A 23,857-nucleotide genomic window follows, 5' to 3' on the forward strand; every position below is an offset into this window, starting at 1 on the left:
CCAGATGGCCATGCCGCTCCGCCAGACCATCAGGGTCGGGACGTATCTCTTCGAACAGAAGCTCCGCAAGCGCGACAAGTTCCCGCTGATCGTCGAGCTCGAGCCGCTCTACGCCTGCAACCTCGCCTGCGAGGGCTGCGGGAAGATCCAGCATCCGGCAGGCGTGCTCAAGCAGCGGATGCCGGTTGCGCAGGCGGTCGGAGCGGTGCTGGAGTCCGGTGCCCCGATGGTCTCCATCGCCGGCGGCGAGCCGTTGATGCACCCGCAGATCGACGAGATCGTACGCCAGTTGGTGAGCCGCAGGAAGTACGTCTTCCTCTGCACCAATGCCCTGCTGCTGCGCAAGAAGCTCGAGAAGTTCACCCCCTCCCCGTACTTCGCCTTCGCGGTGCACATCGACGGGCTGCGGGAGCGGCACGACGAATCGGTCGCCAAGGAGGGGGTGTTCGACGAGGCGGTCGAGGCGATCAAGGAGGCCAAGCGCCGCGGCTTCCGGGTCACCACCAACTCGACCTTCTTCAACACAGACACTCCCCAGACCGTCGTCGAGGTGCTCAACTACCTCAACGACGACCTCAAGGTCGACGAGATGATGATCTCGCCGGCCTACGCGTACGAGAAGGCCCCGGACCAGGAGCACTTCCTCGGCGTCGAGCAGACCAGGGAACTGTTCAAGAATGCCTTCGCCGGCGGCAACCGGCGGCGGTGGAGGCTCAACCACTCGCCGCTCTTCCTCGACTTCCTCGAAGGGAAGGCCGACTTCCCCTGCACCGCCTGGGCGATCCCCAACTACTCGCTCTTCGGATGGCAGCGCCCCTGTTACCTGATGAGCGACGGCTACGTCCCCACCTACCGCGAACTCGTCGAAGAGACCGACTGGGACAAGTACGGCCGCGGCAAGGACCCCCGCTGCGCCAACTGCATGGCTCACTGCGGCTACGAACCCACCGCCGTGCTCGCCACCATGGGCTCGCTCAAGGAGTCACTCCGGGCCGCCCGGGAGACGGTGTCGAGCAGCCGGTGAGCTTTCTGCCACGGCACACGAGCTGATCAGGAGAGTCGAGGAATGACCGAGCAGCCCAAGGGCTTCGACCTGGCGGACCTGCTGGCGCGGCGCGGCGGTGAGCGCTACGAGCTGCACGCCCGGTACCTCAACCACCAACTGCCGCGCATGCTGCACACCATCGGTTTCGACAAGGTGTACGAACGGGCCGAGGGCGCCTACTTCTACGACGCCGAGGGCAACGACTACCTCGACATGCTGGCGGGCTTCGGGGTGATGGGCCTCGGCCGGCACCACCCCGTCGTGCGCAAGGCCCTGCACGACGTACTGGACGCCTCGCTCGCCGACCTGACCCGCTTCGACTGCCAGCCGCTGCCCGGACTGCTGGCGGAGAAGCTGCTCACCCACACCCCGCACCTGGACCGGGTGTACTTCGGCAACAGCGGTGCCGAGGCGGTGGAGGCGGCGCTGAAGTTCGCCCGCTGCGCGACGGGCCGGCCCCGTGTCGTGTACTGCTCGCACGCCTTCCACGGACTGACGACGGGCGCGCTCTCCGTCAACGGCGAGGCCGACTTCCGCGACGGGTTCTCGCCGCTGCTCCCCGACACCGCGATCGCGATGGGCGACCTCGCCGCGCTGGAGCGTGAGCTGGTCCGTGGGGACGTGGCGGCCTTCGTCGTCGAACCGGTCCAGGGCAAGGGCGTGCACGCCACGCCGCCGGGATTCCTGCGCGCCGCCCAGGAACTGCTGCACACGTACAAGGCACTGCTGATCGCGGACGAGGTGCAGACGGGTCTGGGGCGCACGGGCGACTTCTACGCCTTCCAGTACGAGGCCGGTGTCGAGCCGGACCTCGTCTGCGTGGCCAAGGCCCTGTCGGGCGGCTATGTGCCGGTCGGCGCGACCCTCGGCAGGGACTGGATCTTCAAGAAGGTCTACTCGTCGATGGACCGCGTGCAGGTGCACTCGGCGAGCTTCGGCTCGAACGCCCAGGCGATGGCCGCGGGTCTCGCCGTGCTCTCCGTGCTGGAGGACGAGCAGGTCGTGGCGAACGCCAGGGTGACCGGTGAGCTGCTGCGTGCCCGGCTGGCGGCCCTGGTCGACCGGTACGAACTGCTGCACGCGGTCCGCGGGCGCGGGCTGATGATCGGGATCGAGTTCGGGCGCCCGGACTCGATCAAACTGCGCAGCCGCTGGACCGTGCTGCAGGCGGCCCGCAAGGGGCTGTTCGCGCAGATGGTGGTGGTTCCGCTGCTCCAGAGGCACCGCATCCTCACCCAGGTCTCCGGTGACCACATGGAGGTGATCAAGCTGATCCCGCCGCTGATCATCGGCGAACGGGAGGTCGACCGCTTCGTGGCGGCCTTCACGGCCGTCATGGACGACGCGCACGGCAACGGCGGTCTGATGTGGGACTTCGGCAAGACCCTGGTGAAGCAGGCGGTCGCCAATCGCTGAGCCGGAACGCCGGCCGTCGGCCGGACGCTCGCGATTTTGCCCTTGAGGCAAGAAATTTGCCTCAAGGGCAACGCTCTGGCGCAATGGATGCATGACCACCCCTGCCGAACCGCCGGCCGAGGGCCTGCCCGAGATGGCGCCCCGGCTGCGCGAACTGCGCCGCCGCCGCGGGCTCACCCTCGAGGCCGCGGCCCAGCGGGCCGGCCTCTCGCCCGCGCACCTCTCCCGGCTCGAGACGGGGCTGCGGCAGCCGTCGCTGCCCATGCTCCTCGCGCTCGCCCGCATCTACGGTACGACGGTGGCCGAGCTGCTCGGCGAGCAGCCGCCCGAACGTGAACCGGTCATCCGCGGGCGCCCCCCCGAGCCCGTGCCGGCCGGCGCCTGGGACTACCACCGGGCCGGCAGCCCGGGACGGGCCATGCAGGCCCTGCGGGTGTTCGTGCCCCACGGCGTCCAGGGCGATCTCGTACGGGTGCACCCCGGCGAGGAGTGGCTGCACGTCGTCGCGGGACGGCTGCGGCTGAGTCTCGGGGACGCCGTCCACGAGCTGACCCCCGGCGACAGCGCGCACTTCGACTCGCTCACACCGCACCGCATCGAGGCGGACTCCGCGGAGGGCGCGGAGCTGCTGTTCGTGCACACTCTGCTGCAGGCGCCCGAGCTGCACTCCGTCCCCGACCGGCAAGGAATGTGATCCACGACATGTCGCACGACCCCTTGGACCGGCGTGGATCCGGCAGCGGGAGCGCGCACGAGGAGCGCTTCCCGCGCGGCCTGGTGATCCGGCTCTTCGCCTACCTGATCGCGGGCCACATCATCGCGGGCTTCCTCTATCTGCTCTTCCTGGTCGGCGGCCAGAACCAGTAGCCGGCGGCCGGAACCATTGGTCCGCCGGCCGGAACCAGTGGTCCGCGGCCGGGTCCGGCCTGCCTTCGGCGGGCGGACCCGGCAGCCCCTCGGCTCAGCCCTGGTCGAGCAGTCGTTCCCGCAGGCGCTCGCGTGTCTCGGGAGCGAGCCGCAGGCCCTCGGAGAGATAGCGCTCCGTGGTGCCCCAGTTCTCCTCGATGGCGTCGAACGCGGCGGCCAGATACTCCGCGCGGGCGTCGAAGAGCGGGCTGAGCAGCTCCATCACCTCCGGGGACATCGCGTCGGGGGAGCTGTCGCTGCGCCGGACCTTGTAACGTCGGTGCGGGTCGTTGGACTTGAGGTAGTCGGCCTCGATGGCGTCCCGCTCCACCCCGACGGCGAGGAGGGAGACGGCGATCGACAGACCGGCACGGTCCTTGCCCGCGGCGCAGTGCATCAGGGCCGGGACGCTGTCCTCGGCCAGGGCGTGCAGGACCTGGCTGTGCTCCGCCGTCCGCTCCTTGATGATCATCCGGTACGAGGCGATCATGCGCCCGGCGCCCTTGCCGTCGGCGAGGATCGCCTTGAGCTGGTCCAGGTTCCCGTCGCGGACCATCTTCCAGAACTCGGCGCCGTCCGCCGGGTCGCTCAGCGGCAGATTCACATTGCGCACGCCGGGGAGCTCGACGTCCGGCCCCTCCAGCCGCTGGTCGGCGGCGTTGCGGAAGTCGAAGATCGTGTGGAGCCCGAGACCCGACAGGAACGCGGTGTCGGCCGCGGTCGCGTGCGCGAGGTGGCCGCTGCGGAACAGTCTCCCGGAACGCACCCGCCGTCCGTCCACCGTCGGCAGGCCGCCCACGTCGCGGAAGTTGCGGACCCCGGACAGTGCGGGCTCTGACGAGGGGGCCTGCGGCAGCTGCTGCGTCACGGGGACTCCTTCGGGGGACGGTGGCCGGCGTTGCTCGCCGGCGACGGCGCGGCCTCGACCATACGACACAGGTTCATCAGCCAATCATCTTGTCCTTCGTTCACCGGGGTTGACGAGCCCGTGTGCCTGCCGGGCGTTGCCCCGGGTGGGTCGCACAGCGGATGATGTTCGGGTCTGTGCGGGACTGTGAGAATCTGAGGGGCCGAATGATCGAGAACATGGGCAAAGGGCGTACGTGGGTCCTCTCCGGCCCCGAGAGCAGTTACGCCCTCCATCTCACCGACGCGGACGAGCTCGTCCACCTCCACTGGGGCGCCCGCATCACGGCCGCCGACGCCGAAGCCCTGGCCGCGCAGGGGCCGCCGCCCTACTGGCCCTTCGAGTCCCAGCTCGACGGCCGCGAGGAGTATCCCGTCGAGGGCGGCCCCAGGTTCGCCCGCCCGGCGCTGTCGGTCCGCACCGAGGACGTGCGCGGCACCGAGTGGGTCTTCGACGGCTGGGTCGCCGAGGACGACGAGCTGCGGCTGCGCTTCACCGACGCCCTGGCGGGCCTCGGCCTGACCCTGCACTACCGCATGCGGGACGACTCCGACGTGATCGAACGCTGGGTCACCGTCGTCCATGAGGGCACCGGGCCGGCGCTCGAACTTCTCCGGGCGGACGCCGCCGCCTGGACCCTGCCGATGCGCGACGCGTGGCGGCTCTCCCAGCTGCACGGGCGCTGGGCCGCCGAGTCCCGCCTGGTGCGCTCCGCGCTCACGTACGGCGAGAAGATCATCGGCAGCCGGCGGGGCCACACCGGCCACCAGCACCTGCCGTGGGTCGCCCTGGACGCGGAAGGCGCCACGGAGGAACGGGGTGAGGTGTACGGCTGCGCGCTCGGCTGGTCCGGTTCCTGGCGGATCTCCGTCCAGCAGCTGCCGGACAAGGCGGTGCAGATCACCGGCGGGGCCGGTCACGACGATTCCGGGCTGCTGCGGCTCGAGCCGGGGCAGACGTACACCTCACCCGTCTTCGCCGGCCTGTGGAGCGACGGCGGGTTCGGCGGGGCGAGCAGGGCCTGGCACGCCTGGCAGCTCGCCCATGTGATCCCCGGTGCCCAGGAGGCGCGCCCGGTGCTCTACAACTCGTGGGAGGCGACCGGCTTCGACATCTCGGAACAGCAGCAGCTGGCCCTCGCCCGGCGCGCCGCCGGGATCGGGGTCGAGCTGTTCGTCGTGGACGACGCCTGGTTCGGGCGGCGCACCAGCGACCGGGCCGGACTCGGCGACTGGACACCCAACCCGGACCGCTTCCCCGACGGACTGGCGCCGCTCGCCCGTGAAGTGCACGGGCTCGGCATGCGGTTCGGGATCTGGGTGGAGCCGGAGATGGTCAACGCGGACAGCGATCTCTACCGAGCGCATCCCGACTGGGTCCAGCACCACCCCGGCCGGGTGCGCACCGAATTCCGCAACCAGCTCGTGCTGAACCTCGCGCGTGAGGACGTCCGGGACCACCTCTGGGAGCAGCTGGACGCCCTGCTGTCGAGCGCGCCCGTCGACTATGTGAAGTGGGACTTCAACCGCTGCTTCACCGATGCGGGCTGGCCGGGGGAGCCGTATCCGCAGAAGCTGTGGACCTGCCACGTCGAGGGCTTTTACGCGCTGCTGGACCGGTTGCGGGCGGCGCATCCGGGCGTCGCCTTCGAGTCCTGCTCCGGAGGGGGCGGCCGGATCGACCTCGGGGTCCTCGGGCGCACCGACCAGGTATGGACCTCGGACAACACCGACCCGCTGGACCGGCTGGCCGTCCAGCACGGCTTCAGCCAGCTGCATCCGGCCCGGGTCATGGCGGCCTGGGTGACCGACAGCCCCAACGTCCAGCTCAACGGCCGCCGCAGCAGTCTGCGCTTCCGTTTCGTCAGTGCCATGGCCGGGGTGCTGGGCGTCGGGGGAGACCTCACCGGGTGGAGCGAGGCGGAGCTCGCGGAGGCACGCGACTGGGTCCGGCTCTACAAGGAGATCAGGCCGGTGGTCCAGCACGGCGAGCTGTACCGGCTGCGGGCCCCGGAGGGCGGGCTCAGCGCCGTGCAGTACGTCCGGGGCGGGGAGACGGTCGTGCTCGCGCTGCTCGAGGCGCAGCGGTACGGCGAACGGCCGCCGGCGCTCCGGCTGCGCGGCATCGACCCGGCCGCCGCCTACGAATGTCTGGACACCGGAGTCGTCCATCAGGGCGGGGTGCTGCTGCACCACGGACTGCACACCGGGCTGAAGGGCGATCTGGACGCCACCGTGATCCGGCTGCGGCGGATGTGATCCGGCCTCCGCCAATTCCCTTTACGCGTACGGAGTCAGGGGATTCCTCACGGCTCGGAGTGACGGGCGTCACCCGGATCTGTGCCGGCGGGCGTCTCGGCGAAACCGGCAGGGCGCGACTTGATGGGCAAGTGCGGGACTAGATGCTCAAATGCATCTTCTGTCCGAATTGGCTGGTTCGATATAACGTGCCCCGTAAGCAGGGGAGATGGGCTCCGGCTGGTGAGCAGCGTCATATTCGTGACGTTGTGTGGCCGGGGCCTGGGGGTGAATTCCGTTGCCGGCGCGGCAATTGAAGGAGCGTCGTCCACGGAGGGTGACCGGAAATACCCGGGTGATATCGGACTTCGCATTGCTCGCGGAAAGACGCGGCTTGTCCAGGACTGTCCGACTCGCCTACGGTCACGCTCAATCCGGACGGACCGCCTAATCCTGCCGCCGGCCGGAATTCGAACCCACCCACGCGTGGCAGGAGCGGGGGACCCAGGTAGTACGCCGATTCCGGAAAATCCGGACGGCTTGGGGTGAAGTCGTGCAAGTCGCTCGACCGGGCACCTCCAGCCCGAACCCGACAGCTCACCTCGTAGGCGCCGGAGAGGAATGCGCCATGCCCGCCAAGGGTAAGCACCGTCGTTTCAAGTCCAACCCGTTCACCCGCGGCTTCGTCATCGCCGGCACGGGCGGCGCCGCCATCGCGCTCCCGCTGTTCGGCGCCACCGCCGCCGCCACCGCTGCCCCGGCGGCGGCTCCGGCCGCCGCGGCACAGAAGGCCGCTGCCCCGGCCCTCGCCGAGTCGGCGCTGCCGGCCGCCAAGAAGGCCCCGAAGATCTACACCGTCGTCGCCGGCGACTACCTGTCGAAGATCGCCGAGGAGCAGGACGTCCGAGGCGGCTGGAAGCAGCTCTTCAACGACAACCGCCGCGCCATCGGTGCGAACCCGTCGCTGATCCACCCGGGCCTGGAGCTGACCATCGGCGCCAAGTCCAAGGCGAAGAACGACCCCGAGCCCCGCTCCGAGTCAAAGGCCCGCCCCTCGCGTGACGACTCGCGGGCCGCCGCGCCCGAGGAGCAGGCCCCGAAGGCTCCCGCGAAGGCGGCTCCCGCGAAGGCGGCGCCCGCCAAGGAGGCTCCTGTGAAGGAGGCCTCGGCGCCGGCGTCCTCGTCCGGCTTCAGCGCTCCGGTCGACGCGGCCGTCACCACGCCGTACCGCGCCTCCGGCGCGATGTGGTCCAGCGGCTACCACACCGGTGTGGACTTCGCCGCCTCCTCGGGCACCTCCGTCAAGGCCATCGGCGCGGGCACCGTCGTCTCCGCCGGCTGGGGCGGCGCGTACGGCAACGAGGTCGTCATCCAGCACACGGACGGCACCTACTCCCAGTACGCCCACCTTTCCTCCCTGGCCGTCTCCAGCGGCCAGTCCGTGAGCGGCGGCCAGCAGATCGGTCTGTCCGGCTCCACCGGCAACTCCTCCGGCCCGCACCTGCACTTCGAGGTCCGCACCGGCCCCTCCTACGGCTCGGACATCGACCCGGTCGCCTACCTGCGCGAGCACGGAGTCTCCCTCTGATCCGTCCGGCACGCCGCACGGCACTGCCGCCCGGCCCCCGTTCCGCATCGGCGGAGCGGGGGCTTCCGCGTCTTCCGGCCGGGCCGAACCTGACGGGTGGTAAAGATCACCCCCCGTCAACCCCTCCTTACGGTCGCGTAAGTCACATCCGTAAAGGAAAGATGTGCTCTCGTGGCAGACGATTCGAGAACAGAGAACAGTGACGCATTCGGGTCGTACGCGGCGATCGGTGACAGCTTCACCGAGGGCGTAGGCGACCTTGGACCCGACGGCAGATTCGTCGGGTGGGCGGACCGCTTCGCGGTCCTGCTCGCCGACCGCATGCCGGAACACACCTTCCGGTACGCCAACCTCGCCGTACGCGGGCGGCTCCTCGACCAGATCGTCGAGGAGCAGGTGCCGAGGGCCCGGGAACTCGCGCCCGACCTCGTCACCTTCTGCGCCGGCGGCAACGACATCATCCGGCCCGGCTCCGACCCGGACGACGTCGCCGAACGCTTCGAACGGGCCGTCGCCGACCTCACGGGCTCGGTCGGCACCGTCATGGTGACGACCGGCTTCGACACCCGCGACGTGCCGGTCCTGCGCCACCTGCGCGGCAAGATCGCCACGTACACCGCGCATGTGCGGGCCATCGCCGACCGCTACGACTGCCCGGTGCTGGACCTGTGGTCGCTCAGGTCCGTCCAGGACCGGCGGGCCTGGGACTCCGACCGGCTGCATCTGTCACCCGAGGGGCACACGCGGGTCGCGCTGCGCGCCGCGCAGGTCCTCGGGCTCGACGTGCCCGCCGACCCCGACCAGCCGTGGCCGCCGCTGCCCCCGCGCGGGGCGCTCGAGGTGCGCCGCGACGACATCCAGTGGGCGCGCGAGTACCTGGTGCCCTGGATCGGGCGGCGGCTGCGCGGCGAGAGCTCGGGCGATCACGTGGCGGCCAAGCGTCCGGACCTGCTGCCGCTCTGACGGCGGCGCAGGTCCGCCGCGGGCGGCGCCGGGGGCGCCCCGGCGGTGATCACCGGGGGCTCACCGGATCGGCTGCCGGGGGCCCCGCCGGAAGCCGGCCGAGGAGGGTGGGCCGGCGCGGCTCGCCGGGGTCCGCCGCGGGGATCCGTTCGAGGACGCCGCCCGCGAAGACGTCGTACAGCGGCAGCGTCTCCAGGTGGACGTACCCGATGTGGCAGTCGCACACGGCGAGCGGACAGGCGCGGGGCCGCAGCGCCCGGCGGTACGTACCGTCGTACAGGTTGCCCAACTCGGCGCGGACGAAGTGGCAGCGGCGGACGGTCCCCTCACCGTCCACGGAGATCACCGACTCGCCGGTGCGGCACGGCAGCCCGGCGGAGCGGTGCGGGTGGCGGCTGTAGGGGAAGAGCGGGTCCAGTTCCGTCCAGGCGTCGGCCTCGGCGTCGGAGAGCTCGTGGCCCTCGGGCGCGTTCGCCCAGAGGTAGACGTGCGCCGGCAGATCCGCGCGGAGTCGGCGCGCCTCCGCCAGATGGGCGGGAAAGCCGACGATCCCCACACTGAAACGGATCTCCCGCCGCACCAGATCCCGGCACTTGCCGATGAACCGGTCATAAGGCGTCTGTCCCGGGTGGTAGGTGCACCACAGCGCGAGCGTCGCCGGGTCCGCGTCCGCCACCCAGTCGGTGCGGCAGCTGAGATTCGTCTGGATCGCCACCCTGCGGATGTGCGGCAGATGCGACAGCTCGGTCAGCGCCTTCCGGTACCAGGACCGGACCAGCCCCTCACCCCACGGCGTGAACAGCACCGACAGCCGGTCGCCGCGCTGCGCGGCGGCCCAGGCGGCGAAGCGTTCCAGCGCCGCACGGTCGGTGCGCAGCTGCTCACGGCTGTCGCGTCGCTTCGCGAAAGGGCAGTACGGACAGTCGTAGTCGCAGGACGCCAGCGGGCCCCGGTACAGCACGGTCAGGTCCATGCCCTCGCTCACTTCGGCTCGTACGCGGCCATCGCGGCGCGCACCGCGGGTGAGAACAGCTCCGGGCCCAGCGCGTCCGAGTGGGCCAGTCCCTGCTCCGACAGCCGCAGCAGGCCGGGGTCGGCCGCCGTGTCCAGCCAGCCGAGGGCGGCGAACCGCTCCAGCTCCACCGGGAAGTCGTCGGCCGGTGCGGTGCCGAACCGCTCGCGGTAATCGGCCACCTCCATCCCCTCGGCCTGGAGCAGCGACTGGAGGAGGTGGCGGCGGCGCGCTTCGTCCCCGTCGACCCACCGGCCCACCGCCGCGCGGGAGAAGTCCGCCGTGGTGGTGAAGTCGTCGATGATGCGGCGTATCTCGCCCATGCCGACGGCGTAGTCGAAGGAGTAGTGCAGGGACGAGGTGTAGGAGCGGGCGCCGCACCCCAGCCCGATCATGCCGTCCGTCTGGCACGCGTGGTCGCCGGAGGCGGCGGGCGGGGCGCCGGCGCGACGGAACATGCGCATGGACACCTGCTCGTAGCCGCGGGCGAGGAGATGGTCGCGGCCCGTGCGGTACAGCCGCAGCCGCTGCTCGTCCCAGGCGGCGTCGGCGTCGGCGCCCAGCCGGCCGAGAGCGGTCAGCGGACGAACGTACAGCGGGTACAGATACAGCTCCTCCGGTTCCCACCCGAGGGCGGCGTCGAGCGAGGAGAGCCAGCTCCGCTCCGTCTGGCCGTCGATGCCGTAGATCAGGTCGATGTTGAGGACGGGTATCCGGGCGTCCCGTATCCGGCCGAGGGCGGCCTCCACGTCCGCACGGCGCTGCGGCCGCACCGCGGCCCGCGCCTCGGCGTCGACGAAGCTCTGCACGCCGATGCTGACGCGGGTCGTGCCGCGCCCGGCGAGCACGGCCAGCCGGTCGGCCGTGGCCGTCGACGGGGACGTCTCGACGGAGAGCGGCACCGCCGTGAGGTCCGCGCCCATCCGCTTCTCCGCGATGTCGCACAGCCGCTCCAGCTCGCCGGCCGTCAGGAAGGTCGGTGTGCCGCCGCCGAACGCGGCCGCCGCGAAGCGGACGGGGGAGCCGTCCCCGAGAGCCTCGCGCACGGCGGCCGCCTGGCGGTCGAGGGCGTCCAGGTAACGCCCGGTCAGCTCGTCGGGGGCGCCGATCCTGGTGAACAGGTTGCAGAAGCCGCAGCGCACCTCGCAGAACGGTATGTGCAGATAGAGCGAGAGCGCGTCCTTGGGCTCGTCGGCCCACAGTTCGCGCAGCGCGGGCCGGTTGTCGCCGAGGGGGCGGTAGGCCGTCTTGTGCGGATAGGCGTAGACGTAGCTCTGGTAGGGGCGGGGGACGGTCGGCGGGACGACCGTGTTCATTGCATTCATCGCATTCATTGCGTCCACTGCGTTCATTGCGTCCAGTGCGTTCATGCGGAGGCCTCGAGAAAGAAGTGTGCGTAGGGGACCGTCCAGACCGCTTCGTGGCCGAGCCGGTGGCCGGTGAAGCCGCCGTCGCCGTAGGCGGTGCCGTGGTCGGAGCAGACGATCGCGAAGCACCGGCGGCGGCTGCCGGCGGCGGCGAACAGCCGGCCGATGTGGCGGTCCACATACTCGAGGGCCGCCGCGTGCGTCGCACGGGAGTCGCCCGCGTCGCGGGTCGCGCCCGGCAGATGGAACCAGTTGGGCTGGTGCAGCGACGGCACATTGACGAACAGGAACAGCCGGCGGCCGGCCGGCAGCGCGGCCACCACCTGCTCCGCCCGCCGCACCTGCGCCTCGAACGACGTGGGCGAGGCGACGCCGAACTCCGGCTCCCAGTGGCTCTCCTGGAACAGCCCCGGCAGCACGGAACCCAGCGGCCCTCGCTTGTTGAAGAACCCGACACCGCCGATGCACACCGTGCGGTAACCGGCCGCCGCGAGTGCGGAGACCAGGTCGGGGGTGTCGAAGACGAACGTCCGCCCGTCGGTCGTCTCGCTGCCCGCGAACCGGGCCGCGAACAGCCTCGGGTGCGGGCCCGGCACCGCCGGCGTGGGCAGGAACCCCGCGAACATCGCCTGGTGCGAGGCGTAGGTGAAACTGCCGGGCGCGTGCCTCTTCTCCCAGACGCCACCGGGCAGATGACGTACCAGATTCGGGATCCGGCCCGCGGCCGCCAGCTCGGCGGCGACATCGAAGCGGAGCGTGTCGAGCGTGACCAGCAGCAGGTCGTCCCGCCCGACGACCTCGTTCATGTCGGGCGGCTCCACGGCCTCGCGGCCGGGGGCGGTGTCGTGGTCAGGCATGTGCACGGTGTTCGTTCCTCGTCCCGCTCGGTACCGCGGCGACCTGCGCCGCATAGGTGTCCAGGCCCTCCGCGCCGCTCCCGGGCAAGCCGGTCAGCCGTGGCAGCAGATCCCCGAAGGCGTTGACCTCTCCGACGGCGAAGCGCCGCCAGCCCCTCCCCGGCAGCAGATCGACGCCGACGCGCGACACTCCGGGGAAGCATCCCGCGGCCCGCTCGCAGATCGCGAGCGTCTCCGCCCAGCTCCCGCCGGCCGCCTCCATCGCCGCCCGGGCCGCCGCGAGGTCGCCGCGCCCGCCGCCGAGGTGGAGATTGGTCATGGGGGAGCGGCTGGTACGCACCACCGCGTGGGTGGCACGGCCCGCAACCACCACCACCCGGAGATCGGCGACGCGGCCGTGCTGCGACGCCTTCGGCAGCCAGCGCTCGATGTGCAGGCCGTCCGGTGCGAGGGCGTCGATCAGCGGGGCGACCTCACGTTCGCCGCTGTAGCGGCGGACCCGCAGGGAATTGAAGAGGCGTTCCCGCCCGTCCCGTTCCACGGAGGTCGTGGCCTGAACCCGGCCCCCGCTCGCCGTCTCCAGGGCCAGCACCCCGGACGCGGACGAGCCGTGCGCGAGCTTGACGAACACCCGCCGCAGCCCGCTCGCGGCCTGGAGCGCGCGTACGTCGTCCCAGCCGCGGACCTCGGGCGCCCCGGCGCCGGACGTCGGTGACTCGGGGACCGGCACGGCCGCCGCAGACAGAGCCGCATGGCACAGCCGTTTGTCGAACAGCACGGCGAGCCCGTCCGGATCGTCGAGCAGCGTCGCCCCGCCGGCCGCTGCGAGAGCCCCGACCTCATGGACGGCGGTGGTGAACCGCTCGTACCAGAGCCGGGTGCCCTCGACACGGGTCGGGTCGTCGACCCCGCGCAACGCCCGCTCCACCTCGGCGTCCTCGCCCGGCGAGTCGATCCGCACCAGCTCGCCAGGCCGGAACCCCGCCCGGCCGCCCAGCACATCGAGCCAGGACACGACACGCGCGGCCGGCAGGCCCGCGGCCCGCAACGCGTCCTGGAACAACGCGACCCGGCGGCCCGCCGGAATGCCGACGACGGCGTGACGGAGGCCGGTGCGGCGGGCGGAGACCGTCACTCCGCGACAGCCGTGTAGCGGTCTTCCCTGCCGCCGGATCCACCGGTCTCCGACTCCGAGACGTCGAGCTCCACACCGGCCGGCACCAGGGCGTCGGACAGCCGCTGCACCATCGCCTCGCTCATGAAGTGGTGGTGCAGATCCAGCTTCCTGAGGTGCGTCAGCGGCTGGCCGGTCAGCAGAGCCTCCGCGCCGTCGTCGCCGAGCGTGCCCATCGACAGGTCCAGGACCTCCAGGCGCGCGACCACCGGTGCGCCGGCCGTCGCGACGGCGATCTCGTCCTGTATCTCGCTGTTGCGCAGCGCCAGACGCCGCAGGGCCGGCAGCCTCGCACCGGACAGGAACGGCTCCAGGTCCGACACGTCCGCGTTCGCCCCGTACCACGAGGTGCCGAGCCAGAGGTCGAGACTTTCCAGCGCCGGCAGGTCACTGGCGGCGATGTTGCGGACCACACCCACGTCCAGGCCACCCGTCTCGACGACGAGGGAGCGCAGCCGCTCGTGCTTCACCGCGGAGAAGGCCAGGTCCTGCCCGCCGCGCACGCCGAAGTGCTCGAGATCCGGGAAGGCGTCGAGCAGCCCCGTGACCTCCCCCTGGTTGATCCAGGAGATCTCGCACTCCTCGAACGTGATGTCACCGAGGAACAACCCGCCCAGCCGCGGCAGTTTCTGCTTCGCCCCGGTCAGCGTGGCGATGATGTCCTCGGGGCCCGAGTCGTACGCGTCGCTCCACGACCCGACGATCAGCGCGCGCACCCGCGTGGTGTCCACCGCCGCGGCGAAGCGGGCGAACGCCTCCGGCCAGTCCTCCTCGCTCTCGTACGAGTCGACGGAGATCCGCCACGCGACACTCTCCGGCGCCGGCAGCCCGGCCTGTGCCGCTGCCTGCCCCGCGGCGTCGGGGAAGTCGAACGCGGGCAGGCCGTACCACTCCTGCAGATGGTCCGAAATGGTCATGACGGGCTCCAGACACCGGTGAGGCTTGATCGCTGACGTGCGAGCAAGTTCTACCAAGTGCCACTGACAGTGCCGCCCGCGGGGGCGCCGGCGGCTCTGCGGTGAACGGCGTTGTCAGACGTGCCCTTTAACGTCGTGAGCAGGTCGGAGGCACACGGCGTCCGGCGGGAAGGGGAGAGCCATGTACCGGCAGGGAGACGTGCTGATCGTGCCCGTCGCGCAGGAGGCCGTGCCGGCGTACGTCATCGACGCGCCCGGAGAGGCACGGGACGCGCGGGGCCGCATGGTGCTCGCTCTCGGGGAGGTGACGGGCCACGCCCACGCGGTGACCGGACCGGGCCGACTGGTGCGCGAGCCGGGGCCGTTCGGGCCGATGCTGCTCCATCTGCCGGAAGGCGGCCGGGTCGTGCACGAGGAGCACGCCGCGATAACGCTGCCGAAGGGGTGGTACCGGGTGGTGCGTCAGCGTGAGTACCTGCCCGGTGCGGTGCGGATCGTCGCCGACTGACCCGCGGCGGGCGGGTACGGCGACCGGGCACGGCACGACACACGGAACGACGACAGGGGACGGGACTTACACATGCAGTATGCGGACAAGTGGCGGGCCATCGCGGCGGCGACCGGACCGGCGGACCGGGCGGCCGCGGAGGAGGGCGTACGGCTCGCCTACCGTACGGCGGGGCTCACCGCGCCGGACCGGATCGTCTGGGCCGGATCGCCCCTGGCGGGCGTCGAGGCCGTGCGGGCCCTGGAGGATCCGGGACGCTCCGTGCGCGACGACGTGCGCACCCGCCCCTGGGCGGACGAACGGCGCCGGGTGCACGACGAGTTGGGGCCGGGCGGCTGGACCGCGCTGTGGAGCACCACCGGGGCGCTGCTGTGGGACGGCACCCGCTCCCTGGCCGAGCGGATACGCACGGGAATCGTGGACGCGCTCCTGGAGAAGGCGCCGGAGGACACGGCGGCCCGTGCCGCCGCGGAGACGGACATCCGTGTCGTCCTGCTCGACGCGGTGCTCGGACAGCACGACGCGGCATGGCTGGCGGCCTTCGACGGCCGCAGCGAGCGGCTGGAGGGCCTCGCGCGCGTCGCCGCCCACGCCGGCTGGTGGTGGCCCTTCGAGCACGCGGTCGTGATCTGCGAGCGGCCCGCTCAGCTGCACCGCGACGAGGCGGGCCGGCTGGACAACGGCGACGGCCCCGCGCTCGTCTTCCCGGACGGGTTCGCCCTGCACGCGTGGCGCGGTATGCCGGTGTCCGCCGAGTTCCTGCGCGAGCTGACGGCACTGACCCCGGAGCGGATACGCACCGAGGAGAACGCGGAACTGCGCCGCGTGATGCTCGAGTACTACGGATACGACCGGTACCTCTCGGAGTCCGGGGCCGAGCCGGTCCACCGCGACGAGACGGGCATCCTGTGGCGGATCGCGCTCGCCGACGACGAGGACGTGGTGATGGTCGAGGTGGTCAACTCCACGCCGGAGCCCGACGGCAGCCACCGAACGTACTGGCTGCGCGTGCCGCCGACGACGCGGACGGCGAAGGAAGGAGTTGCCTGGACGTTCGGACTGGACGCCGCGGCCTACGAACCGCTGCGGCAGACCTGAGAGGCAGCGGCATCGGCAGCGGTCTCGGCGGGCAGGCGGTGGTGGTGCCCGGCGCTCGGCGTGCCCCTGGGCAGTGGGGCTGTCCGGCGGGCCCGTGGGCGACGGCGGCGGTGCTCAGTGTGACGCGGCCGTCAAGTCGCTCCCGTCGATGCCCAGTTCACGAGCGAGGGCCTCATCGGCCCACTGAAGCATCGCCGCGCGGGACAGCGACCCGGCGTACGACGTCATCTGGACGGCCAGCCCGTCGAGGAACGCCGTCAGCCGCCAGGCTGACGCCGCCGGGTCCTCGCACGGGAACTCGCCGGCGGCCGCACCCTCCGCCATGACATCCGTCAAGGCGGCCTTCCACTGCTGGTCGAGGTCCCGGGACACGTCCCGCAGTGCCGGTTCGCGCAGCGCGGCGGACCAGGCGTCGATCCACAGGCGCCAGCCCTTGGCATGGCCGGTCGGCGCGTACCAGCGCACCGCGGCGCGTAGCCGGCGCAGTGCCGTTGTGCGCCGGCCGAGCAGTTTGCGCAGATGAGCCAGATCCGCCTCGGCGGCGTGGGTCAAGGCGGCCGCGACCAGCTTCTCCTTCGTGGAGAAGTGATAGAGCACCAGGGCGCTGCTCACGCCCAGGGAGGCGGCGACGTCGGCGATCCGCACCGCCGCCACACCCCGTTCCTCGATCTGCCGGACGGCGGCGCCGAGCAGTTCCTCGCGCCTCTCCTCCACGCTCAACCGAACTCTCGCCACGGCGTCACAGTACACAGCCGATCTTGGAGGGAGTCAGTCCTGTACAGCACCGGTTGTGGCCGGACCGCACCTGCCCGGGGCACGTCCGTGAGCAGTCGGCCGTGGGGGTCCGCGCGTGCCTCATCCGGCTCCCGTCCCACCGGCGGAGACAGCTCCGGCCGTCCCACGAGCCGGGATCTCGCAGTGCTCCTTGAACCCCTGGCTGGTCAGGCCGAGCGCGGTGTTCATCCTGGACCGCAGGTTCTCCACCGCCACCATCGCCGTGAGCTCGACGAACGCCGCCTCACCGAGCGCGGCGAGCAGCCGCGCGGCGAGATCGTCGTCGATCTCCGGAGGGTTGGCGGTCATGGCCTCGGCGAACCCCATGACGTCGCGCTCCAGCGGTGTGTAGGCGTCGCTCTCCCGCCACCGGGGCACCTCCCGGATGTTGCGGGCGTCCATCCCGCGGCGGCGGTTCTCCCAGTGGCCGAAGTCCATGCACCAGCTGCAGCCGATCGACGCGGCGGAGGTCATCACCGCGAGCGCCTTGAGGTCCGCGTCCAGCTTCTTCCACCTGCCGGCCGCCAGCTCGAAGCGCAGATTCGCCCGGAGCACCCCGGTGTGGTGCCCCAGCGCACGGGCCGGGTCGAGGACCTTGCCGTAGGTGCGCCGGGAGTACCAGTCGACGGCACGCAGGAAGAGCGAGCGGCGCGGGTGGAGGGAAATACGGGCCATGACGTGCTCCTCGTTCATGAAGCCGGGTGCTTTCACCGGTACGACGGAGCGGGCCTGCGCGGATGTGACATCGCAGCGGAGCCGGCCGGAGAGGAACACCGGCACGCGGGCGGGCGTTGCCAGGTCGGGACGAGGTGCCCCGGACCGTCCCGAGCGATCCCCGGCGGCCTCGGCCCGGACCGGCGGGCGCCCGGACCGGCGCGATCCCGTCCCAGCCGTATATCAACAGCCCATAATGGAATGACTCCCGAGCATCAGGAGGTGCCGTGTCCGGCGCTGGTTCCCCCCACTCGCTGAGCTCCCGGCTGCGCTCGCTCAGGCCGGCCGCCTTCGGGGCCGACCCGGCCGGAGAACGCCTGGCGCGCATCCGCCGCTCGCCGAACTTCGCCGACGGCGTCTTCCAGAACCCCGAAGGGGCCAGGGCGAGACCCTCCGGCGGCTCCATGGTCGAGTTCGCCAAGATCTACTTCGCCAAGGAGTCGCGGGCCCGCCGTGTACCGCTGGGCCCCGTTCCGGTGCATCCCACCACTCGCGCCGACCTCGCCAGGCCCGCCGCGTCCGGGCTCCGGATCACCTGGATGGGGCACTCCAGCGTCCTCGCGGAGATCGACGGCCGCCGGGTGCTCTTCGATCCGGTCTGGGGAGAGCGGTGCTCTCCGTTCGGCTTCGCCGGGCCCAAGCGCCTGCACCCGGTGCCCGCACCGCTCGCCGCCCTCGGCAGCGTCGACGTCGTCGTGATCTCCCACGACCACTACGACCACCTCGACCTGCCCACCATCCGTGCCCTGGCCTCGACCGACACCGTCTTCGCCGTGCCGCTCGGTGTCGGCGCCCACCTCGAGCGCTGGGGCGTGTCACCGGACCGCCTGCGCGAACTGGACTGGAACGAGTCGACCGAGGTGGGCGGCATCCGCCTGACGGCGACCCCCGCGCGCCACTTCTGCGGACGCGGACTGCGCAACCAGCAGCACACCCTGTGGGCCTCGTGGGTCGTCACTGGGCCCGAGCACCGGATCTACCACAGCGGCGACACCGGGTACTTCCCCGGCTTCAAGGACATCGGCACGGAGCACGGGCCGTTCGACGTCACGATGATCCAGATCGGCGCGTACTCCGAGTACTGGCCCAAGAACCACACCGGTGACAGGCCGGATCCCGGTCCGTGGCCGGACATCCACATGACGCCCGACGAAGGGGTCCGGGCGCAGCTGGACCTCCAGCAGGGCAAGCCGCACGGCGTCATGCTCCCCATCCACTGGGGCACCTTCAACCTGGCCCCCCACCCGTGGCACGAGCCTGCCGAGCGCACCCTGCACGCCGGGCACAAGGTCGGCCAGAGTGTCGCGACGCCGCGTCCGGGCCAGCCGTTCGAGCCCTCCGCCCTGGCCTCGGCCCACCCGTGGTGGCGTGAGGTCGCCGAGACACCGTCCGGCGGCTGGGCCGCGTGGCCGGCCGTCACGGCCGCCACGGTCAAGGACGACCGCGAGCCCGACCTGGCCGGCGACCGGTAGCCGCGCAGCCGGGCCGGCACGAACGGGGCGTCGGCTTTGACGCGAGCAGCGGCGCCGGCGCCCCGGCCCGAGCGGCGCCGACGGCGTGCGACGGTCCGGAGCACGCCTCGGTCCGGGTCCACGCCCCGGCGCCGCGTCACGCCCCACCCGCCGGCCGTCACGCCCCACCCGCCCGCCGGCCTCACTCCGGGCCCGGGGGCGGGGGCGGCGCCGTGCTGTCGCGGAGGACGAGCCGGGTCGGTACGAGCGCGGTGCCCGGTTCGGTGCTCTGCAGCCGCATCTGGCGCAGCACTCCCGCCACGCAGCGGCGGCCCACCTCCGCGAAGTCCTGGTGGACGGTGGTGAGCGGCGGCAGGAAGGAGCCGGATTCCGGGATGTCGTCGAAACCGATCACGCTCACGTCGCGCGGGACCCTTCTGCCCCGCTCCTGAAGGGCCCGCAGCAGCCCGAGCGCCATCTGATCGTTCGCCGCGAACACCGCGGTGCAGTCGGTCTCCTCGGCCAGCCGCAGCCCGGCGCGGTATCCGGACTCCGCGGACCAGTCGCCGCGCACCAGGGGCGGCGGGACGCGTCCCGCCTCGGTGAGCGTGGCGTGCCAGGCGGCGGCGCGGCGCTGCGCGGCGAAGGACTCCTCGGGGCCCGCGAGATGCCACACCGTGCGGTGGCCGAGGTCGAGCAGATGCCGTACGGCGGCCCGGGACCCGCCGGCCTGGTCGGTGTCGACGACGCTGTAGCGGTCGCCCGCGTCCGAATCGGCCACGACGACCTTGGCGGTGGGCGGCAGGGCGACGGTCGCGGCGTCGAGGAGGTGGACCTCCATGATGACGATGACCGCGTCGACGGCCAGCTCCCCGAGGCGCGAGAAGGCGCCGCGCACCTCGTCCTGGGTGGGCACGGCGACCGGCAGCAGCGTGACGGCGTACCCCTCTTCCGCCGCCGAGGTGGCGATCGCCTCCAGGGTGCGCACGTTCCCGGTGGTGGAGAGGGAGAACAGGATGACGCCGATGGTGCGGAACTCGCCCCGTTTGAGGGCGCGGGCGGCGCTGTTGGGGCGGTACCCCAGTTCCTTCATCGCCGCGAGGACCTGCCGCCTGGTCTCCTCCGTCACGCCGGGGTAGCCGTTGGAGACCCGGGAGACCGTCTGCGAGGAGACGCCGGCGACGCGGGCGACGTCGGCCATGGAGGCGGTCCGGGTACGACGCGTACTCGGCCTGTCCGCGGGCTTCCGGGCCGCCCGCCCGCCCACTGGTGTGCTGTCCGCGGTGTCCACCCGGCTCCTCCCCGCGGCCGGCTGCGAATCCGCCCGCCGACTCTTGACGCTCGTCATCGGGGCAGTGTAGACATTCCGCCATCCGATGTTTACGTAAACATAACAGCCCTCCGGATTGTCGCAGACCTTGATGTTTACGTAAACATCAAGGTCGCCCACGAGTCGGCACCGGGTTTCCCGGACACCCGAGCGAGGAACGAAATGACGACGCTACAACCCCCACCGGCCGCGGCGGGTGCTGTCGGCCGGCCCGTGAAGCAGCCGGTGGAACGGCAGCGCTACGCGTGGACCGGATGGGGCTTCATGGCCCCCTTCGCGATCGTCTTCGCCCTCGTCTTCCTGGCTCCCATCGCCTACTCGCTCTATCTGAGCCTGTTCCGGGAACAACTCATCGGCGGCAACCAGTTCGTCGGTCTCGACAATTACCGGCGCGCCATGGAGGACCCGCAGTTCTGGTCCGGGCTCGGCCGCGTCGCGCTCTTCCTCGCCGTCCAGGTGCCGGTCATGCTCGGCATCTCGCTGATCGTGGCGCTCGCCCTGGACAGCGGCCGTCTCTACGGCAAGAGCTTCTTCCGCATCTCGATCTTCCTGCCCTACGCCGTTCCCGCCGTCGTGGCCACCCTGATGTGGGGCTTCATGTACGGCACCCGGTTCGGGCTTCTCGGTGACGTCAACGACGCACTGGGCACCGCGATCCCGGACCCGCTCTCCCCGGATCTCGTCCTCGCCGCGATCGGCAACATCGTCACCTGGGAGTTCGTGGGCTACAACATGCTCATCTTCTACTCCGCGCTGCGCGTGATACCCCACTCCCTCTACGAGGCGGCGGAGATCGACGGCGCCGGGCAGTTCCGCGTCATCACCGCGATCAAGCTGCCCGCCATCCGGGGAGCGCTCGTCATCGCGACGATCTTCTCGGTCATCGGCAGCTTCCAGCTCTTCAACGAGCCGAGCATTCTGCAGAATCTCGCCCCCAACGCGATCACGACGTACTTCACGCCGAACCTCTACACCTACTCGCTGGCCTTCTCCGGCGGACAGCACAACTACGCCGCGACGGTCGCCCTGGTGATGGGCCTGATCACCATGGTCATCGCCTACGCGGTGCAGCTGCGCGGCATGAACAAGGGAGCGTGAACGATGGGCAGCCCCACCCTGATCGCGTCCGGCACCACCCCCGACCGCGCCACCCGAGGTACGCCGAGGCTGCGGACCCCCCGCCGTACACGGCGGCCCGGTCCGCGTCGCACGCGTCGCAGCGTCCTGCTCACCGTGCTCACCGGACTGGTCCTCCTCTACAGCCTGGTGCCGCTGCTCTGGCTGCTGATCAGCGCGACGAAGACCCAGAAAGGCCTGGCCGGCTCCTTCGGCCTCTGGTTCAGCGACGACTTCGCGCTCTGGGACAACATCGTCCAGACCTTCAGCTACGACGACGGCGTCTTCACCCGCTGGCTGCTGAACACCCTGCTGTACGTCGTCGTCGGCGCCGGCGGAGCCACGTTCCTCGCGGTACTCGGCGGCTACGCGCTGGCCAAGTTCGAATTCCCCGGCAAGCGGGCCGTCTTCGCCGTGGTCATCGGCGCGGTGGCCGTCCCCGGCACGGCCCTGGCGGTGCCCACCTTCCTGATGTTCAGCCGGCTGGGTCTGACCGACACCCCCTGGGCGGTGATCGTTCCGTCCCTCATCTCCCCGTTCGGCCTCTACCTCATGTGGGTCTTCGCCGCCGAGGCGATACCCACCGAGCTGATGGAAGCCGCCCGCATCGATGGGGCGAGCGAGGCGCGCATCTTCTTCCGGGTGGGCCTGCCGCTGCTGGCACCCGGACTCGTCACCGTGCTGCTGTTCACGATGGTCGCCACCTGGAACAACTTCTTCCTGCCGCTGATCATGATCAGGGATCCGGACTGGTACCCCCTGACCCTGGGGCTGAACGCCTGGAACGCCCAGGCGGCGACGGCCGGCGGCGAAGTCGTCTTCCACCTCGTGATCACCGGATCGCTGATCACGATCCTGCCGCTCATCGCGGCGTTCCTGCTGCTGCAGAGGTACTGGCGGTCCGGTCTGGCCGCAGGAAGCGTCAAGGAATAGCCCCAGCGCGAGCCCAGTGCAGTACCCGAGCCCCCGTTCAATGCCCGAGCCCCGTCCGTACCGACCTCATCCGCGCAGTACCCGAGCCCCCGCACCCCCCGCCCGCACGGTTTCGGCCCACGACGAAGTGGAAACACCCTCATGTCCCTGAAGACCCGCCGCATCCTGAGCGGCACCGGCCTCCTCTGCGCTCTCGCCCTCCTGGCCACCGCCTGCGGCGGTTCCTCCGACGCCTCGTCCGGTCCGCAGGAGATATCGGAGAAGGACATCCAGGCCGCCCTGGAGAAGGGCGGCACGATCACGGTGTGGGCCTGGGAGCCCACACTGAAGTCCGTCGCCGCCGACTTCCAGAAGAAGTACCCGAAGGTCAAGGTCGATCTGGTCAACTCCGGTACCTCCAACGACGCGTACACCGCCCTGAGCAACGCCGTCTCGGCGGGCAAGGGCGTGCCCGACGTCGCACAGATCGAGTACTTCGCCCTGGGCCAGTACACGCTGTCCAAGTCCCTCACCGACCTGTCCGGCTTCGGCGCCGAGGAACTGGCCGGCCGGTACACCCCCGGACCGTGGAACGCCGTCGCCTCCGAGCAGGGGGTCCACGGACTGCCCATGGACTCCGGGCCGATGGCGATGTTCTACAACAAGAAGGTCTTCGACCAGCACGGCATCGAGGCGCCGACCACCTGGGACGAGTACGTCGAAGCCGGCCGCAAGCTCCACCGGGCCGACCCTGACGCCTACATCACCAGCGACACCGGCGACGCGGGGATGACCGCGAGCATGCTCTGGCAGGCCGGTTCCCGTCCCTTCAAGGCGAACGGCAGCGACATCACCGTCGACTTCTCCGAGCAGACCACCGCCGCGTACACCGGGACCTGGCAGAAGCTGATCTCCGAGGACCTCGTCGCCCCCGTCAAGCCCTGGACGGACGAGTGGTACCAGGGCCTCGGCGACGGCACCATAGCCACCCTGATCTCCGCCGCCTGGATGCCCGCCAACTTCGCCTCCGGCGTCAAGGGCGCCTCCGGCGACTGGCGCGTCGCCCCGCTGCCCCAGTGGACCGAGGGCGGCGAGGCGAGCGCCGAGAACGGCGGCAGTTCGCTCGTCCTGCCCGAGGCCGGCAAGAACGAGGCGCTCGCGTACGCCTTCATCGAGTACGCCAACGCCGGTGACGGAGTGAAGACCCGCATCGCCGAGGGCGCCTTCCCCGCCACCAAGGCGGAGCTGGACTCCGAGGCGTTCCGCAGCACCGAGTTCGAGTACTTCGGCGGCCAGCAGGCCAACAAGATCTTCGCCGAGTCCGCCGCCCGAGTCTCCGACGACTGGACCTACCTCCCCTACCAGGCCTACGCCAACTCGGTCTTCAACGACACGGCGGGCCAGGCCTACGTCTCGGACATCACGCTGGCCGAGGGGCTCCGGAACTGGGAGAAGGCCATCGTCAAGTACGGCACCGAGCAGGGCTTCAGCGTCAACAAGTGAGCGCCGGCGATCCGGGCTCCAGGACATCACCCGCCCACCGCGGGCGCATCGGAAGGACCACC

The 23,857-nt window shown here is 71.2% G+C and carries 22 protein-coding genes and 1 riboswitch; of the genes, 13 read left to right on the plus strand and 9 right to left on the minus strand.

The window, feature by feature from the left end; translation table 11 throughout:
• The first annotated feature begins 4 nt into the window (after window positions 1-4).
• From hpnH to OGH68_RS32880, 4 genes are all read left to right on the plus strand, one after another.
• Window positions 5-1,024, plus strand: a complete 1,020-nt coding sequence (hpnH, locus tag OGH68_RS32865; protein ID WP_264249062.1) for an adenosyl-hopene transferase HpnH — start codon at window positions 5-7, stop codon at window positions 1,022-1,024.
• 42 nt (window positions 1,025-1,066) lie between these two features.
• Window positions 1,067-2,461 (plus strand): aspartate aminotransferase family protein, encoded by a 1,395-nt coding sequence (locus OGH68_RS32870; protein WP_264249063.1) that lies wholly within the window; start codon window positions 1,067-1,069, stop codon window positions 2,459-2,461.
• Between the two features lie 91 nt (window positions 2,462-2,552).
• Window positions 2,553-3,155 (plus strand): helix-turn-helix domain-containing protein, encoded by a 603-nt coding sequence (locus OGH68_RS32875; protein WP_264249064.1) that lies wholly within the window; start codon window positions 2,553-2,555, stop codon window positions 3,153-3,155.
• Complete coding sequence (locus tag OGH68_RS32880; RefSeq protein ID WP_413471140.1) at window positions 3,155-3,328, plus strand: DUF6126 family protein; 174 nt, start codon at window positions 3,155-3,157, stop codon at window positions 3,326-3,328. The genes OGH68_RS32875 and OGH68_RS32880 overlap by 1 nt, the downstream gene beginning before the upstream one ends.
• 94 nt (window positions 3,329-3,422) lie before the next feature.
• Here OGH68_RS32880 and OGH68_RS32885 read toward each other — a convergent pair whose 3' ends face one another.
• On the minus strand, window positions 3,423-4,235 hold the full coding sequence (locus tag OGH68_RS32885) for a tyrosine-protein phosphatase (protein ID WP_264249067.1): 813 nt from the start codon (window positions 4,233-4,235) through the stop codon (window positions 3,423-3,425).
• A 206-nt stretch (window positions 4,236-4,441) separates the two neighbouring features.
• Between OGH68_RS32885 and OGH68_RS32890 the strand changes: the two genes are divergently transcribed.
• The 3 genes from OGH68_RS32890 (at window position 4,442) to OGH68_RS32900 (ending at window position 9,062) form a co-directional block, all read left to right on the plus strand.
• Entirely contained in the window at window positions 4,442-6,532 is a 2,091-nt protein-coding gene (locus OGH68_RS32890; RefSeq protein WP_264249068.1) for an alpha-galactosidase, read from the plus strand.
• Window positions 6,533-6,978: 446 nt separating this feature from the next.
• A riboswitch (cyclic di-AMP (ydaO/yuaA leader) is annotated at window positions 6,979-7,135 on the plus strand.
• A gap of 4 nt (window positions 7,136-7,139) precedes the next feature.
• The gene (locus OGH68_RS32895) at window positions 7,140-8,099 is read left to right on the plus strand and encodes a M23 family metallopeptidase (RefSeq protein ID WP_264249069.1); all 960 of its coding nucleotides are present in this window, start codon (window positions 7,140-7,142) and stop codon (window positions 8,097-8,099) included.
• A gap of 171 nt (window positions 8,100-8,270) precedes the next feature.
• Window positions 8,271-9,062 (plus strand): SGNH/GDSL hydrolase family protein, encoded by a 792-nt coding sequence (locus OGH68_RS32900; protein WP_264249070.1) that lies wholly within the window; start codon window positions 8,271-8,273, stop codon window positions 9,060-9,062.
• A gap of 49 nt (window positions 9,063-9,111) precedes the next feature.
• Here OGH68_RS32900 and OGH68_RS32905 read toward each other — a convergent pair whose 3' ends face one another.
• The 5 genes from OGH68_RS32905 to OGH68_RS32925 are packed head-to-tail and all read right to left on the minus strand — an operon-like array spanning window position 9,112 to window position 14,389.
• A complete protein-coding gene (locus OGH68_RS32905) occupies window positions 9,112-10,035 on the minus strand; it encodes an STM4011 family radical SAM protein (protein ID WP_264250403.1) in 924 nt (307 codons plus the stop codon).
• An 8-nt stretch (window positions 10,036-10,043) separates the two neighbouring features.
• A complete protein-coding gene (locus OGH68_RS32910) occupies window positions 10,044-11,390 on the minus strand; it encodes an STM4012 family radical SAM protein (RefSeq protein WP_264249072.1) in 1,347 nt (448 codons plus the stop codon).
• A gap of 50 nt (window positions 11,391-11,440) precedes the next feature.
• Window positions 11,441-12,247 carry an STM4013/SEN3800 family hydrolase gene (locus OGH68_RS32915; RefSeq protein ID WP_264250405.1) on the minus strand — a complete coding sequence of 269 codons (807 nt, stop codon included), beginning with the start codon at window positions 12,245-12,247 and terminating at the stop codon, window positions 11,441-11,443.
• Between the two features lie 43 nt (window positions 12,248-12,290).
• Window positions 12,291-13,433: an STM4014 family protein gene (locus OGH68_RS32920; protein WP_264249073.1), complete on the minus strand. Its 1,143-nt coding sequence runs from the start codon at window positions 13,431-13,433 to the stop codon at window positions 12,291-12,293.
• Complete coding sequence (locus OGH68_RS32925; RefSeq protein ID WP_264249074.1) at window positions 13,430-14,389, minus strand: STM4015 family protein; 960 nt, start codon at window positions 14,387-14,389, stop codon at window positions 13,430-13,432. The genes OGH68_RS32920 and OGH68_RS32925 overlap by 4 nt, the downstream gene beginning before the upstream one ends.
• 181 nt (window positions 14,390-14,570) lie before the next feature.
• Between OGH68_RS32925 and OGH68_RS32930 the strand changes: the two genes are divergently transcribed.
• Together OGH68_RS32930 and OGH68_RS32935 are read left to right on the plus strand one after the other, a co-directional pair.
• Window positions 14,571-14,897 (plus strand): hypothetical protein, encoded by a 327-nt coding sequence (locus OGH68_RS32930; RefSeq protein WP_264249075.1) that lies wholly within the window; start codon window positions 14,571-14,573, stop codon window positions 14,895-14,897.
• Window positions 14,898-14,969: 72 nt separating this feature from the next.
• Window positions 14,970-15,995 carry a DUF6745 domain-containing protein gene (locus tag OGH68_RS32935; protein WP_264249076.1) on the plus strand — a complete coding sequence of 342 codons (1,026 nt, stop codon included), beginning with the start codon at window positions 14,970-14,972 and terminating at the stop codon, window positions 15,993-15,995.
• 114 nt (window positions 15,996-16,109) lie between these two features.
• On the opposite strand, the gene OGH68_RS32940 is transcribed toward OGH68_RS32935, so the two are convergent.
• Both OGH68_RS32940 and OGH68_RS32945 read right to left on the minus strand, forming a co-directional pair.
• Window positions 16,110-16,730, minus strand: a complete 621-nt coding sequence (locus OGH68_RS32940; protein WP_264249077.1) for a TetR/AcrR family transcriptional regulator — start codon at window positions 16,728-16,730, stop codon at window positions 16,110-16,112.
• 120 nt (window positions 16,731-16,850) lie between these two features.
• Window positions 16,851-17,444 (minus strand): carboxymuconolactone decarboxylase family protein, encoded by a 594-nt coding sequence (locus OGH68_RS32945; RefSeq protein ID WP_264249078.1) that lies wholly within the window; start codon window positions 17,442-17,444, stop codon window positions 16,851-16,853.
• A 266-nt stretch (window positions 17,445-17,710) separates the two neighbouring features.
• Between OGH68_RS32945 and OGH68_RS32950 the strand changes: the two genes are divergently transcribed.
• Window positions 17,711-18,955, plus strand: coding sequence for an MBL fold metallo-hydrolase (locus OGH68_RS32950; RefSeq protein WP_264249079.1), 1,245 nt, complete (start codon window positions 17,711-17,713; stop codon window positions 18,953-18,955).
• 181 nt (window positions 18,956-19,136) lie between these two features.
• On the opposite strand, the gene OGH68_RS32955 is transcribed toward OGH68_RS32950, so the two are convergent.
• Entirely contained in the window at window positions 19,137-20,135 is a 999-nt protein-coding gene (locus OGH68_RS32955; RefSeq protein WP_264249080.1) for a LacI family DNA-binding transcriptional regulator, read from the minus strand.
• Window positions 20,136-20,426: 291 nt separating this feature from the next.
• On the opposite strand from OGH68_RS32955, the gene OGH68_RS32960 reads away from it, so the two are divergent.
• The 3 genes from OGH68_RS32960 (at window position 20,427) to OGH68_RS32970 (ending at window position 23,795) form a co-directional block, all read left to right on the plus strand.
• Entirely contained in the window at window positions 20,427-21,362 is a 936-nt protein-coding gene (locus tag OGH68_RS32960; RefSeq protein ID WP_264249081.1) for a carbohydrate ABC transporter permease, read from the plus strand.
• 3 nt (window positions 21,363-21,365) lie between these two features.
• Entirely contained in the window at window positions 21,366-22,313 is a 948-nt protein-coding gene (locus tag OGH68_RS32965; protein WP_264249082.1) for a carbohydrate ABC transporter permease, read from the plus strand.
• A 141-nt stretch (window positions 22,314-22,454) separates the two neighbouring features.
• On the plus strand, window positions 22,455-23,795 hold the full coding sequence (locus OGH68_RS32970) for an extracellular solute-binding protein (RefSeq protein WP_264249084.1): 1,341 nt from the start codon (window positions 22,455-22,457) through the stop codon (window positions 23,793-23,795).
• Window positions 23,796-23,857 lie beyond the last annotated feature (62 nt).

The organism is Streptomyces peucetius, assembly GCF_025854275.1.
In the GTDB taxonomy this organism is placed as follows: domain Bacteria; phylum Actinomycetota; class Actinomycetes; order Streptomycetales; family Streptomycetaceae; genus Streptomyces; species Streptomyces peucetius_A.